Annotated in this window: 8 protein-coding genes; all 8 read left to right on the top strand. The window is 48.2% G+C overall.

The annotated features are described in order from the left end of the window. Positions 1 to 424: hypothetical protein (locus KDK19_RS02325; RefSeq protein WP_257291270.1), on the top strand; the 424-nt coding region annotated here is incomplete at its 5' end. A gap of 410 nt (positions 425 to 834) precedes the next feature. Then, positions 835 to 2736, top strand: coding sequence for a hypothetical protein (locus KDK19_RS02320; protein ID WP_257291269.1), 1902 nt, complete (start codon positions 835 to 837; stop codon positions 2734 to 2736). Positions 2737 to 2802: 66 nt separating this feature from the next. After that, a complete protein-coding gene (locus KDK19_RS02315) occupies positions 2803 to 4347 on the top strand; it encodes a hypothetical protein (RefSeq protein ID WP_257253555.1) in 1545 nt (514 codons plus the stop codon). A gap of 339 nt (positions 4348 to 4686) precedes the next feature. Next, a complete protein-coding gene (locus KDK19_RS02310; RefSeq protein ID WP_257253556.1) occupies positions 4687 to 6918 on the top strand; it encodes a hypothetical protein in 2232 nt (743 codons plus the stop codon). Between the two features lie 131 nt (positions 6919 to 7049). After that, the gene (locus KDK19_RS02305) at positions 7050 to 9317 is read left to right on the top strand and encodes a hypothetical protein (protein WP_257274254.1); all 2268 of its coding nucleotides are present in this window, start codon (positions 7050 to 7052) and stop codon (positions 9315 to 9317) included. 159 nt (positions 9318 to 9476) lie between these two features. Beyond that, entirely contained in the window at positions 9477 to 11399 is a 1923-nt protein-coding gene (locus KDK19_RS02300; RefSeq protein WP_257274253.1) for a hypothetical protein, read from the top strand. A 203-nt stretch (positions 11400 to 11602) separates the two neighbouring features. Then, positions 11603 to 13345, top strand: coding sequence for a hypothetical protein (locus KDK19_RS02295; protein WP_257291268.1), 1743 nt, complete (start codon positions 11603 to 11605; stop codon positions 13343 to 13345). 234 nt (positions 13346 to 13579) lie between these two features. Beyond that, positions 13580 to 15697: a hypothetical protein gene (locus tag KDK19_RS02290; RefSeq protein WP_257291267.1), complete on the top strand. Its 2118-nt coding sequence runs from the start codon at positions 13580 to 13582 to the stop codon at positions 15695 to 15697. Positions 15698 to 15792: the final 95 nt, after the last annotated feature.

Genomic DNA, 15792 nt, shown 5'->3' with positions numbered 1-15792 from the left:
TAAAGCTCTGTGGTCTCACAAAAGCAGAGAACACTCCGGGCAAAAAAACTGTGACATAACCTTGGTCGGGGAGGATGGCCGGACGCAACCATGCGGGACGGTCTGCAAAAGTGCTCACGCCCTGAGGATTCACAAAAATAAAGTCCACGGTCAACAACAGACCTGTAACGCAACCATCATCGGGGCGGATGGCCAACCGCGGCCATGCGGTCAGGTCTGCAACAGCATTCCAAACCTGTCGGTCCACAAAAGCAGATACCACAGCGGACAAAAAATCTGTGACGTAACCGTGGTCGGGGAGGATGGTCTGCAGCGGCCTTGCGGGAAAGTCTGCAACAATGCTCAAGTCCTATACAATCACAAGAGATATCATCAAAAACGCAAGCCTGTTGATGTGGTTCAGGACGATGACTCCGGCCTTTGATCTGATCCCCACTCTTTCACGAGCAGAATATAACGTTCACATGCTGGTTTACTTTGAGCAACATGAAAAGATGGAGTCGGCCATTATCCGCGAAAAACAGCTGGAGAAATGAAGCGTTTACGCCTGGAGTCGATTTCGATACCGCGCCCCATAGTTCGGGCAATACGGGACAGGTTGACTGAATCCATCTGGAAGAGGCCAAAAATGACCAGCGCAACAAGGCCAATACGCTATGGATGCCAGCCAAGAGGTTTTAAGATGCTTTGCCAGTGATTGGGTGATTCCCTGGCTAGTTCGACAGGCAATCCTGCATAACCAATGAGCATGGAAGCATAGGGACTTATGCTTCGGGCTGTCTTTTATCTGCTTGACCTATCATTCCTCTGGATAAACAAGAATGTAAGAATAAAATGATTAAAAAACCACTCTCTTTTGCGCTGCTTTTACTGATATTTTTGTTTTCTGTCATCTGTCAGGCCGAACCGTCGACAGAACGTTTTATTGTCGAGCTTAAACAGAGTGCACTGTTTCCAAACGAGAGCATTTCCATAAAGTATGACCAGCATACACTCCCCAACAACCCGCCAGATATTGCTGATACAGAAGGCTGTGCAAGACAGGATTCGCCGTCTGATGACCAACCAATTTACGGGTTAAAAACGACCATAATTGAATCGATTTCGTGTCAGTGGCTTTACGACACTTACCTGCTGGTGGGTTACGAACTGATCCTGACCTCCAAAGATAGTCCACTCATTTCCCCCCCTTATTCATTGCAACATTCGAAAGCCGTTGTTACAGTCGGTTGGCTTTTAAAAAGCTTTTGGAACCCTGATTCAACGCCGTTCAAACCGATCGAACAAAAAGAGGTGCATCAGGTTAACCCGTTTGCCATCAACGCTATGAAGCCTGGCTCGGGTAATAACCAGCAGTCACACCAGCCATCAGAATCAACCAGCCAACAAGCCCCTGAAGCCACCCATCAACCTAAAGGTTATTTTACTAACCTCCTGTATTCTGACTATGCCGGAGGTAACGAAGGCCCTCCTCAACTTCTACATACTTTGAGTGAAAATTGTTTCGTCTTTCCCTGTCATGGCGTTTGTAGTTTCCGACCATCATCAGATAACAGGGGAGTCACAGACTGGACGGTGAATTCCCGGGAAAGTTCGACAGCTAACCCTTCACACTCAATGAATGCAGAAGCAGCCTGTGCAACTGCCCCTGCCGGGACAAACAATGATGAAGTACCAATGCAACGGAATTTACCTGTCAGCCCTAACGACTCAGTTATAATCACTGCTTTACTCAGTCTCAGTAGTCACAGTCTTCCCGAAAAGAGCGAGATTTCCTTTACACCTAATCATTTCACTCCTCCATTGGAGACTTCATCTTTGGGTTGTCTCCCCTCCAAAGGGGGTAACCAGCGCCAACAGACCCTGTCGAAGCACAAAAGAAGAGACCACTTCAGCCAAAGAACCTGTGACGTGACCGTGATCGGTAAGGGTGGTCAGCAGCAAACATGCGGAAAAGTCTTCAAGAGTACTAAATCCCTGTCGGATCACAAAAGAGGCACTCACAGCGGACAACAATCCTGTGCCGTGACAGTGGTCGGGAAGGATGGCAAGCCACGGCCATGCGGGGTAGTCTGCAAGAATGCAGGAACCCTTTCGGCACACAAAACCGGATACCACACAGGGCAAAAAAACTGTGACGTAATGGTCAGCAGGGAAGGTGAACAACCGCGGCCGTGCGGGATATTATTTGAGAATGCCAGAGCCCTGTCAGATCACAAAAGAAGAGCGCATACCGTGCAGAAAGCCTGTGACTTAAAAGTGGTCGGGGAGGATGGCGAGCCGCAGCCATGCGGGATGCTCTGCAAGAATGCCGGAGCCCTGTCGGCTCACAAAAGCAAGATCCACAGCAAACCACAAACTTGCGACAAAACAGTGACCGGGGAGGACGGTCAGCCGCGGCCATGTGGGATAGTCTGCAAGAATGCCGGAGTCCTGTCGTCTCACAAAAGCGGATATCATAGGGGGCAAAAAACCTGTAACGCACCGGTGATCGGGGAAGATGGCCAGCCGCGGTCATGCGGGTTGGTGTTTGAGAATGCTGATGCCATTACGAAGCACAAAAGAAAAGCACACAGCGGTCAATGTACCTGTGATTTTCCAGTGATCGAAAAAGATGGTCGGCAGCGGCGATGTGGAAAAGTCTGCTGGAATGCTCATGACCTGACGCAACATAAAAGGATACATCGAAAACGCAAGCATGTTGATATAAACCAGAGCGGTAACCTCGATCCTTGATCTGACACTCGCCTTATCATGAGTTGATCTATTCTTCCTCTCTATAAATTAGAATGCAGGGATAGAATGATTAAACACTCATCCATTGCAGCTCTGATGTTGCTGATATCGATATTGTCTGTCGCCTTTCAGGCCGAAGCGTTAACAGAGCGTTTTATTGTCGAGATTCAAAAGAATGAATTGTTTCCAAAACAGAGCTTTTCTATAAAGCCTGGCTTGCGAATATTGTCGGCCCCGCCAGGCATAGCTAACCCAAACGGATGCACTGATTCAGATTCACCGCCTTATGACAAACGACACCAAGTTAACAGTTACGGGATAAAAACACGCCTTATTGAATCGATTTCATGGCAGCTACTTTACGCCTCTCACCTGCTGGTGGGTTACAAACTGACCCTGAACACCAATGTTAAGCCACTAAAATCCAACCTTTATTCATGGCTACCTTTAGCAGCAGCTATCACTGTCCTTTGGCTTTTTAAAAACTCTCATAACCTCGATTTACCGTTGTTTAACCCAACCGAGCAAAAAGAGATAACTTCTATGCTGGGAGAGGGGTTTGCCATCACTATGGTGGCTGGCTCTGAACATAACCAACAATCACACCAGCCACCAGAATCACCCGGCCAGCAGGCTCCCGAAGTCACCCACGCACCCAGAGGTTATTTTACTAACCTCCTGTATTCTGTTTATGGCGGCGGTGACGGAGAACCTCATTCACTTCTGCATACTTTGGGTTTCAATTGTTTCATCTTTCCCTGTTTTGGCGTTTGTAGTTTCCGACCAGCATCGGATAGCAGGGGAGCCTCAAAAGGGACGATGATTTCCGTGGCAAGTCCAACAGCTAACCCTACACATTCAATGAGTGCAGAAGCAGCCGGTACAACTCACCCCGCCGGGTCACTCAATGAGTGTGTCACAGAGCATCGAAAATTGACTGTCTCCGCTAATGACTCGATTATCGTCCACGGTTTACTCAGCCTGAGTCATCATAACCTTCCAGAAGAAAACGGGACTTCCTCTTCGCACAGCCATTCCAAACGCCCAATAGAGACTTCAGCTTCAGGTTGTCTTCCTTCCGGAGGGGCTATCCATTGCCAACAAGCCCTGTCAAATTACAAAAGAGGAGACCGCGACAGTCAACGAACCTGTGTCGAGACAATGGCCGGGAAGGATGGCCAGGAACGGCAATGCGGGAAGGTCTATAAGAATACCAGGGCCCTTGCTAATCATAAGAGAACCTACCACACCGGGCAAAAAACCTGTGACTTAACAGTGGTTGGGAAGGATGGCCAGCCACGACCATGCAGGAAGGTTTACAAGAACGCTGGAACTCTGTCATATCACAAAAAAAGAGACCACACCGGGCAACAAACTTGTGACGTAACATTAGTTCGAGAGGATGATAGCCAGCTCTGGCCATGCGGGAAGATCTGCAAGAACGCTCAAAGCCTGTCGTATCACAAAATAAGAGACCACACCGCGCAACAAACCTGCGAGATAACAGTAGTTGGAAAGGACGGCCAGCCAAGGCCATGCGGGAAGGTCTGCAAGAATGCTCACGCTCTGACGGATCACAGAAGAATACATCGAAAGCGCAAACCTTTTTAATGAAGAGCGGAACTAAGTCTCAATCCTCTCCTGGGGACATCTTCAGCTGTTTTTCGCGGACAATGGCCGACTCCATCGTTTTATTCTGCTCAAGGTAATCTTCAGCTTGTGTCAATAAGCTTGCAGTTATACCTGCTGGCGAGTACACACTCTCACTTTTATATCAAGATTCGTTACGAAATTGCCCCCTACAGAGGTCTCAACTCTTGAACTGAAAGTCACAAATTCATAGGTTTTACCCGATAAAACCTTTAGTTTTAACAGAAGTTCTCTTACAGAAAACACTGTTATTTTTTTTGCTCTATCCTTCCTTTCTATCGATCAGAATCCAGAGATAAAATGATTAAAAACTCACTATTTTTGGTGCCGCTATTGCTGATACTGTTGTCGACTGTCGTTTGTCAGGCCCAACCCTTGACGGAACGAGATATTGTCGCACTTATACAGTATGTGAATTTTTCAAACCAGAGCTTTTCTATAAAGTCTGGAATGCATACTTTTCCAGGAACCTGGCAAGACATTGCCGACACAAACAGCTATGCAGAACTTGATTCTACGGTTGATGACAAACGACACAGTTTTAACATTTACGGGTTAAAGACGACCATTATTGAATCAAATTTTTGGCGATCGCTCTACGCCAATCATCTGTTGATAGATTACGAACTATTTCTGACCAGTAAAGGACCCCCTCTATGTACCAAGCCTTCTTCATGGCTACCTGTAGAAGTGCTTGTCTCTGTCGGTTGGCTGTTAAAAAGTTATTGGCACCTAAACTCACCGTCGTTTAACACGATTGACCAAAAAGAGGCAACTTCTACTGAGAGACAGGGGGATAATCAGTTTACCACCATGGCTATGACGCATGGCTCTGGAGATGACCAACTACCATACCTGTCATCAAAATCATCAGAGCAGCAAGTCAAGAGAACTACCTCCCAACCCACAAACTGCTTCACCAACCTCATGTATTTTGGCTATGGCGACGGTAGCAGAGACCCTTATCAACCTCTGCATACACTGGGTTTAAATTGTTTCATTTTTCCCTGTTTTGGCGTTTGTTGTTTCCGACCATCACCGGATATCAGGGGCGCCGCAGAATGGACGATGAATTCATTAGAAAATTCAGCAGGCAACCCTACACTCTCAATGAGTGCAGAAGCAGCCTGTGCAACTGTCTCTGCCGGGTCATTCAATGATGATCTGATAATGCACGAAAATTTGACTCTCAACGCTGATGACTCCATTGTAACCAACGAGTTACTCAGTCTGATTAATCATGATCTCCCAGAAGAAAATGGGACTTCACCTCCGGTCTGTTTTACTTCCGGAGGGATCACCCATTACCAACAAGGCCTGTCGAATCACAAGAGAAAAAACAACACCGAACTACGAAACTGTGTCGTAAACGTGGTCGGGAAGGATCGCCTGACGCGGCCATGTGGGAAGGTCTTCAAGAATGCCAAATCTCTGTCATCTCACAAAAGCAAATACCACTCCGGGCAAGAAACCTGCAACGTTATAATGGTCGGTAGGGATGGTCGGCAGTGGTCGTGCGGGACGGTCTGCAAGAGTCTTCGATCTCTGTCAACTCATAAAAGAAGAATCCACTGCGGGCAACAAACCTGTGATGTAACAGTGGTTGGAGAGGACGGTTTGCACCAGCCATGCGGGACGGTGTGCAAGAATCCTAATGCCCTGTCGGAGCACAAAAGCAGAAAACACAGCGGACAAAAAAAATGTAGTGTGACCGTCGCCGGAGAGGATGGCCAGTTGCGGGAATGCGGGAAGGTCTGCAAAGATGCTGAAGCCCTGACAAATCACAAGACAAGAAACCACACCGCACAACGAATCTGTTTGGAAACAGTGGTCGGGGAGGATGGCCAGCTGCGGACATGCGGAAAAGTCTCCAAAAATGCCAGGAACCAGGCGTATCACAAAAGAAGAGAGCACAGTGGGCGACAAATCTGTGACGCAACAGTGGTCGGGGAGAATGGCCTGCCGCGGCCATGCGGGAAAGTCTGCAAGAATGCTGGAAACCTTTCAGTACACAAACGTGGATACCACACAGGGCAAAAAACCTGTGACGTGACGGTGAGTGGGAAAGATGGCCAGCCTCAGCCATGTAAGTTGGTTTGTGAGAATTCAAAAGCCCTGGCTGATCATAGAAGAAGAACCCATACCGGGAAAAAAACCTGTGACGTTACAGTGGTTGGGGAGGATGGTCAGCTGCGACCATGCGGGAAGGTTTTCAAGAACACTGGAACATTGTCTTATCACAAAAGAAGAGAACACACCGGGCAACAAATCTGCTGCATGACATTAGTTGGAGAAGATGGCCGGCCCCGGCCCTGCGGGAAGATCTGCAAGAACGCTCAAACTCTGTACTATCACAAAATAAAAGACCACACCACGCAACAAACCTGTGACCTGACAGTGGTTGGAAAGGATGGCCAGCCTCGGCCATGCGGGAAGATCTGCAAGAATGCACCCGCTATGACGTATCACAGAATAATGCATCGAAAGCGCAAACCTGTTAACAAGGACCGGAACTCAGACCTCAACCCTTGAGCTGACAACTACACGTTCATAAGGTTTTGCCCGATATAATCTTGAGTTTTTTAACAGAAAATTCTCAACTGAAAAAACAGTTATTTTTTTGCTCTATCCTTCCTCCCTATCGCTCAGAACCCAAGGATAGAATGATTAAACACTTACTCGTTATGGCACTGCCATTACAATTATTGTTGCTGCCTGTCATCTCTCAGGCCAAAGCGTTGACAGAACGTTTTATTATCGAACTTCTACAAAATTCGTTTTTTCCAGAACAGGTTTTTTCTATAAAGCCTGGCCTGCCTGCATTACCGATCAGCCCACCAGACATTGCCGACACAAATAGCTATGCAGGACCAAATTCGCCGCCTGATGAAAAAACACACAGACCTGGCCTTTACGGGATAAAAACGCCCCTTATTGAATCGATTTCGTGGCAATTACTTTATGCCACTCACCGGCTGGTTGGCTACGAATTGATCCTGAACACCAAAGATGCCTCTCTACTCTCCAACCCTTATTCATGGCTGCCAGCAGAAGTGGGTTTCGCAGTCGGCTGGCTTTTAAAAAGCTACTGGAACTGCTATTCACCGTCGTTTAACCCCATCGCACAACAAGAAGCAACATCTATGCTGACAGAGGGGTTTGCCACCATCACTATGTTGGCTGGCTCTGAACATAACCAACAACCACACTCTCTATCAGAATCATCCGGCGAGCAAGCTTCAGGAGGAACGACCCAAGTGACAGGTACTTTCACCAGCCCCCTGTATTTTAACTCTGCCGACGGTAACCGAGACCCTCAACAACTTCCGCATACTTTGGATTTAAACTGTTTCGTCCATCCCTGTCGTGGCGTTTGTAAATTTCGATCATCATCCGGTAGCGTAGAGCCCGCTGAATGGCCACTGAATTCCTCAGAATATTTGACAGGTCACACAGGGGCAGCGCCCGGACAAAGCTCATACTCCCACAGGGCTGATGAACACTGCTTTCGTTTCATTGGTCATCTTGATGCTAAAAATGCCAGACTTTCAATATGTCCAGGGGCATTCTATTCAGCTGATTCAGTCGGCCCCGCCAATGATGATCTGACAATGCACGGGAAGTTGCCTACTACCTCTGAAGACTCGATTATAATCGATGGGTTGCTCAAACTACGCGCTCATAATTACCCTGAAGAAACCGGGATTTCCTGTACACCTGAACATTGCCAACAAGTCCTGTCGACTCACTGGGGCAGGGAGCACATCGGGCAACCGGCCTGTGACGCAAGCGTGGTCGGCAGGGACAACCAGCTGCGGTCATCCGGCATGGTCTGCAAGAATGCTCAAGCACTGGCGGATCAAGAAGGAATACACCACACCGAGCAACAAACCTGTGACGTCACAGTGGTCGGGAACGATGGTCAGCAGCGGTCATGCGGAAAGATCTGCAAGAATGCGCAGTCTCTGTCGTCTCACAAAAGCCAATATCACAGCGGACACAGAACCTGTGAAGTGTTGGTAGTCGGGAAGGATGGTCAACAACGACCATGCTGGAGGGCCTGCGAGAATGCTCGCTCCCTATCGGTTCACAAAAGAAGAGAGCACAGTGGACAACAAGTCTGTGACGTGAAAGTGATCGGACAGGATGGCCAGAAGCGTCCATGCGGTACTGTCTGCAAGAATGCTCTGAACCTGTCGTATCACAAAAGCAAATATCACGGCGGACAACATATTTGTAATTTGCCATTGGTCGGGGAGGATGGCCAGCCTCGACCATGCGGAAAGGTCTTCAGGAATGCCAGAGCCCGGTTTGATCACAAGAAAAGGGACCACAGCGGGCAACAAACCTGCGTCGAGGCATTGCTCGGAGAAGATGGTCAGCTTCGGCCATGCGGGAAAGTCTTCAGAAATGATCGAGCCCTGCTTGATCACAAAAGAAAAATCCACAGCGGGCAACGGACCTGTCACATAACCGTAGTGGAGGATAACGAACTGCGGTTATGCAGGAAGGTCTGTAAGAATGCTCGATCCCTGGCGGATCACAAAAAAAGACACCACACCGAACAACAAATCTGTAATGTTATAGTGGTCGGAGAGGATGGTCAGCATCGGTCATGCGGAACGCTCTGCAAGAATGCTCAGTCTCTGTCGTCTCATAAAACCAGATACCACACCGTGCATAAAATCTGTGAAGTGATAGTAGTCGGGGAGGATGGCCAGCAGCGGCCATGCGGTGCTGTCTGCAAAAGTGTTCTGGCTCTGTCAGACCATAGAGGCAGATATCACAGCGAGCAACAAATCTGTAACCTGCCAATAGTCGGGGAAGATGGCCAGTCGCGACCATGCGGGACGGTCTGTAAGAGTCGCAAAGCCCTGTCGGATCACAAAACAAATCATCGAAAACGCAAACGTGCTGATGTGAATCAGTAACGATCTGACCGACGTCATGCTTTGCTCAGTGCCGCCTTTGGTTTTAACAGGAATGTCTTTGACAAAAAAGCTCGCTTATTTTCTTGATCTATCCTTCCTCTCTAACTTACAGAATGCCGGGATAGAATCATTAAAAACTTATTCTTTTGGGCACTGCTGTTGCTGATATTATTATCTGTCTCCAGTCAGGCCGAACCATTAAGAGAACGTTTTATCGTCGAGCTTCAACAAAATTCAGTTTTTCCCAACCAGAGCTTTTCTGTAAAGCGTGTCCTGACTGCCTTAGCGTGCAATCCGCCAGACATTGCCGGCAAAGGCGGCTATGCGGGATCATATTTGCTTCCTGATGAAAAACCACGCAGATCTGAAAATTACGGGGTAAAAACGCCCCTTATTGAATCGATTGTGTGGCAATTGTTTTACGCCACTCAAATGCTGGTTGGCGGCTACGAACTGATCCTGACCACCAAAGTGAGTTATCTGTTCTCCAAACCTTATTCATGGCTTCCTCCTCAAGTGGTTGTCGCTGTATGCTGGCTTGTGAAAAGCTATTGGAACCCTAGTTCACCGTCGTTTAACCCAATCGTACAACAAGAGGCAAACTCTACGCTTAAACAGGGTTTTATCACCATCGCTATGGTACCTGGCTCTGAACATAATCAACCACACCCGCTATCAGAATCATCCGATGGGCATACTTCAGGAGCAACGAACGAACTTACAGGGACTTTCACCAGCCCCCTGTATTCTACGTTTGGCGGCGGTAACCGAGGCCCTCAACAACTTCTGCATACTTTGGGTTTAAATTGCTTTGTCCATCCCTGTCGTGGCGTTTGTATATTTCGATCATCAACCTACAGCAGAGTACCCGCTGAATGGCCGTTGAATTCCGCAGAAAATTCGACAGTCCATACAGGGACAACACCCGGACAAAGCTCACACCCCCACATGGCTAATGGGCTCTGCGTTCGTTGCACCGGTCATTTTGATGCTGATAATGCCAGATTCTCGATAATTGCAGGGGCAGCCTATGCAACTGACCCAGCCGGGCCCGTCAATAATGATGTGACAATGCCCCAAAACTTGCTTGTCACCTCTGATGACTGGATTATAATCAATGGGTTGCTCAAACTACACGATCATACACATCCTGAAGAAACAGGGATTTTCTGTACGCCTTCCCATGACCAACAAGCTCTGTCGAATCACAAAAGAAGAGACCGCACCGGGCAACAGACCTGTGACGAGACAGTGGTTGGGAAGTATGGCCAACAGCGGCCATGCGGTACTGTCTGCAAGAATACTCAAACTCTGTCGTTTCACAAAATCAGAGAGCACTCCGGGCAAAAAACTTGTGATGAGACAGTAGTCGGTGCGGACAGTCAACTGCGGCCATGTGGGAAACTCTATAGGAATGCTAAAGCCCTGTCGGAACACAAAAGAAAGATCCACAGCGGGCAAAAAGTCTGTTACATAACAGTAATCGCGGAGGATGGTCAACCGCGACAATGCAGTGCAGTCTGCAAGAATGCTAAAGGCCTGACGGATCACAAAAGAAAAGTCCACAGCGGGCAACAAACCTGTAATGTAACCGTGATCGGAGAGGATGGTCAGCAGCGCCCGTGCGGCACGGTCTGCGAAAGTGCCTTGGACCTATCTGCTCATAAAAGCAGAGAGCACTCCGGACAACAAATCTGTTACATGACAGTGGTAGGGGAGGATAGTCAGCTGCGGCCATGCGGGACGGTCTGCAAAAATGCTCAAGTTCTGTCATCTCACAAAAGCAGAGAGCACTCCGGACAAAAAACCTGTGAAGTGACCGTGGTCCACGAGGATGGGCAGCTGCGGCCATGCGGGAAGGTCTTTAAAAATGCCAGAGCCCGGTCTGATCATAAAAGAACTGATCACACCGGGCAACAAATCTGCGACGTCGCCGTGGTTGGAGAAGGTGGTCGGCTGCGGCCATGCGGGAAGACCTACAAGAATGTCAAAACCCTGACGGATCACAAAAGAAACCATCGAAAGCGCAAGCATCTTGATGTGAACCAGGATGATGCCCCCTGTCTGAAAAAGGTTAACTGAATAAGTCCCTTCCTTTCATGAGGTTTTCACTGTACCGCCCTTGTTTTTTAACAAAAGGTCTTTGACAGAAAACAGACTTATTTTCTTGATCTATCCTTTCTCCTTACACACTAGAATGCAAGGATAGAATTATTAGACACTCACTCTTGTCAGTACTATTATCGCCGATATTTTTGTTTTCTGTCGTCTGTCAGGCAGTACCATTGACAGAACGCTTTATTGTCGAGCTTAAACAAAATTCGGTTTTTCCAAACCATAGCTTTTCTATAAAGCGACACCTGCCTGTATTTCCTGGACATCTACCGCGCATTACCGACACAAATATCTATGCAGAATCAGATTCGCCGCCATATAACAAACGACACAGGTTTGTCAGTTACAGAGTCAAAAGGAGCATTATAAAATCGATTTCGTGGCAGTTTCTTTACCTCTCTCATTTACTGGCTGGATACGAGCTGACCGTGATCACCAAAGAGCTGTCGCTATGCTCCACCCCTTATTCATGGCTACCTGTAGAAGTAATGTTTGGCTCTGGACATACCCAACAACCGAGTCGGCTATCAGAATCATCCGGCGAGCAAGCCTCAGGCGCAACGAACGAACATACAGGCATGTTCAGAAGCCCCCTGCATTCTGACTCAGGCGATGGTAACAGGGGCCCTCATCAACCTCAGCATACTTTAGATTTAAATTGTTTTATCTCTCCCTGCCTTGGCGTTTGTAGTCTTCGACCATCATCACGCAGCAGAGAGTCTGCTGAATGGCCGTTGAACTTCATTGAAAGTTCAAAAAACCCTTCACACTCAGTAAGTTCAGGGGCAGTCAATGCAACTGATCCAGACGGATCAACCAATTGTGATGAGACCATGCAAAGGAATTTGCCTACCCCTCCTGATGACTGGATTATAATCAATGGACTACTCAAGCTAGCTGGTCATAATCAAGCCAAAGAAACAGGGATTTCCTGTACACCTGCTCATTTGACCAACCCAGCGGGGACTTCATCTTCAGGCTGCCTTCCTTCCGGAGAGGCCACCCATCGCGAAAAAGCCCGGTCGAATCACATGAGAAGAGACCGCACCGGGCCAAAAATCTGCAGTCTGACATTAGTCGGGCAGAATGGTCAGCAACGACCGTGTGGGAAGGCTTGCAAAAATACACGAGCGCTGGCAGACCACAGAAGAATAACCCATAGCAGTGAACAAACCTGTTACACTACCGTGGCCCGAGAGGATAGACGGCAGCGGCAATGCAGGAAGGTCTTTAAGAATTCTAAATCCCTGTCTTCTCACAAAAGCAGAGAGCACTCCGGGCAACAAACCTGTGCTGTAACAGTGATTGGGGATGAAGGCCAGCCGCAACAATGCGGGACGGTCTGCAAGAATGCCAAGGGCCTGTCGTTTCACAAAAGAAGAGAACACTCGGTGCAAAAAACCTGTAGCGTGGCCGTGGTCGGGGAGGATGGTCAGCAGCGGCCATGTGGGAAGGTCTGTAAGAACCCACAATCTCTGTCTTCTCACAAAAGCAGAGAGCACTCCGGACCGCAAATCTGCAACATACCTATAGTTGGGGAGGATGACCAGCCTCTACCATGCAGGACAGTTTGCAAGAATGCCAGTATCCTGTCAGATCACAAAAGAAGAGAGCACAGTGGGCAACAAACCTGTGACCTGAACGTGATCGGGGAGGATGGTCAGCTGCGACCATGCGGGACGGTCCGCAAGAATATCAGATCCTTGGCAGATCACAAAAGAAGGGCCCACAGCGAACAACAAACCTGCGACTTGATCATAGACGGAGAGGATGGACAGCTGCTTCCATGCGGGAAGGTCTGCAAGAATCGCCTAGCCCTGGCGGATCACAAAAGAAGATATCGAAAACACAAGTCTTGTGATCTCACCCAGAGTGGTGACCCAAGCCCTAGAAAAGGTAAATTGAATAACTAAAGATCTGATACTCCTTTCGTGAGTTTTTTCCCGTTGCTACCTTAGGCTTTTATAAAAGGTCTGTGACAGAAAACAGACTCATTATCTTGATCTATCCTTGCTCTCTAGTCACCAGAATACAGGGATAGAATTATTAAATACCCAATCTTTGAGACAACACTGTTTTCGGCATCGCTCTTACTATTGCAGTTTTTTTCTGTCGTTTGTCAAGCCGAACTGTGGACAGAATATGTTATGGTCGAGCTTGAACAAAATGCAGTGTCGCCAGACCAGAGCTTTTCTGTAAAGCGATGTCTGCAAACATTGCCAGGCGACCCGTCAGACATTGCCGACACAAGAGATTATGAAGAACTTGAATCGCTGCCCGATAACAAACGACACATTTTTTACAGTTACGGGGTAAAAATGATCCTTATTGGATCTATTTCGTGGCAGTGGCTTTACACCACTCATATGCAATTGAGTTACGAACTGATCCCGGACACCAAAGACGCTTCTCCCGGCCCTAACTCTTATTCATGGATACCCGTAGAAGTGGTTGTTACCTTCGGCTGGCTTTTAAAAAACTATTGGAATATATATTTTCTGTTGTTTAAACCGATCGAACAACAAAAAGCAACAACTATGCTGACACAGGGAGGGCATCCAGTTGCCTCCTTCACTGTAGTGCCTGGCTCTGAACATAACCAACAACGACACCATCCATCAGAATCATCAAGCCAGCATGCCTCTCAAGCGGGCACCCAGCCTACAGACTCTTTCACCACTATCCCGGATTCTGACTCTGCCGACGGTGACGGAGATCCTCAACAATACCTTCATACTTTGGGTCTAAACTGCTTTGTTCGTCCCTGTCATGGCATTTGCCAATTCCGGCCATCATCTGCCAGCAGAGAGCCAGTTGAATGGCCACCCAGTGATGATGCGCCAATGCATGGGAATGCGCCTTCCACCATTAATGATATTACGGTCATTCATGGGTCACTCGATCCATATACTCTTCAACTCGTTACCAATAACCTTGAGGAAAAAACCGTAATTTCTTTTACGCTTACCCAGACAGGCACAGTACAACCTCCGGTAACACCTAAGAAGGTTGCATTCGGAGCAGCACATGATCAAAAAGCCCTATCAGATCGCAAAGGCAACACCCGACAACAAACTTGTGATACAACACTGATTGGGAGCCAACAGCGACTACTCAGTGAGGTCTTCAAGAATACTAAAGCCCTGCCTGATCAAAGAAGAACAGAGCACACCGGGCCACATGCCTGCAACTCAACAGTGATCGGTGAGGACGGTCAGCCGCGAACATGCGGGAAGATTTACAAGAATGCTCATACCCTGACGTCTCACAAAAGTGGATACCACACAGGACAAAAAACCTGTGTCGAGACAGTGATCGACCCGGATGGTCAGATGCGGCCATGTGGGAGCGCCTTCAAGAATGCCCGAGCCCTGTCGCATCATAAAAGTAAATTCCACAGAGTAACACTAGCCCGTGATGCAACCGTGGTCGGGGAGGATGGCCAGCAGCAACCATTTGGAAGGGTCTGCAAGAATGCTCAAGCACAGCAGCATCAGACAAGAAAAGGCCAAACCGCACAACACACTGGTGACGTGACTGTGGCCACAGAGTGTGGCCAACCGCGAGCACGCGGGACAGTCTACAAGAATACTAAAGCCCTGAGGGTTCATAGAAGAAAAAAGCAAACCGGGCCACAAACCTGCAACGCAACAGTGGTCGGTAAGGACGGTCAGCCTCGAACATGCGGAAAGATTTACATGCATGCTCATGCCCTGTCGTCTCACAAAAGTGGATACCACACGGGACCAAAAACCTGTGTCGAGATATTGACCGGCCCGGATGGCCAGCCGCGGCCATGCGGGATCACCTTCAAGAATGCTCGAGCCCTGAATGCTCATAAAAGTAAATTCCACATAGGATCACGAACCCGTGACGCAATCGTGGTCGTAAAGGATGGCCAGCAGCAACCATGCGGAAGCATCTGCAAGGATGCTCAAGCACAACAGAGTCAGATAAGAAGAGACCACACTGCACCACAAATCTGTGACGTGATCATGACTACAGAGCATGGCCAGCAGCGAACATGCGAGACGGTCTGCATGAACTCTCGATCTCTGTCGTCTCATATAAGTAGATACCACACCGAGAATAAAAAATGTGACCTTATGGTAGTCGGGGAGGACGGTCAGCATCAGGCATGCAGTACGCTCTGCGAGAACGCTGAAGCTCTAACAAATCACAAAAGAAACCATCCAAAACGAAAGCCTGTTGATGTGAACCAGAATGATGACCCCGGCTCTAAAAAACTCAAACTAAATAACTGACACTAGCAGCCTGTCGGACTTAAGCGTCCGTAGCGAGGATTGCAAGAAATTGAGGATAAAAATTTCTGCTTCTGAGGAGAATAGCGAGCTATTTG

Source organism: Endozoicomonas sp. ONNA1, assembly GCF_024606325.1.
Taxonomy (GTDB): domain Bacteria; phylum Pseudomonadota; class Gammaproteobacteria; order Pseudomonadales; family Endozoicomonadaceae; genus Endozoicomonas_A.
Note: the sequence above shows the minus strand (reverse complement) of the source record. Positions and strands in the feature narration are given on the sequence as shown.

Bases quoted from the DNA above. Each gene is read 5' to 3' on its own strand.
- KDK19_RS02290 (WP_257291267.1), top strand. From the start codon at position 13,580: ATGGTCGAGCTTGAACAAAATGCAGTGTCGCCAGACCAGAGCTTTTCT.
- KDK19_RS02305 (WP_257274254.1), top strand. From the start codon at position 7,050: ATGATTAAACACTTACTCGTTATGGCACTGCCATTACAATTATTGTTG.
- KDK19_RS02315 (WP_257253555.1), top strand. From the start codon at position 2,803: ATGATTAAACACTCATCCATTGCAGCTCTGATGTTGCTGATATCGATA.
- KDK19_RS02320 (WP_257291269.1), top strand. From the start codon at position 835: ATGATTAAAAAACCACTCTCTTTTGCGCTGCTTTTACTGATATTTTTG.
- KDK19_RS02310 (WP_257253556.1), top strand. From the start codon at position 4,687: ATGATTAAAAACTCACTATTTTTGGTGCCGCTATTGCTGATACTGTTG.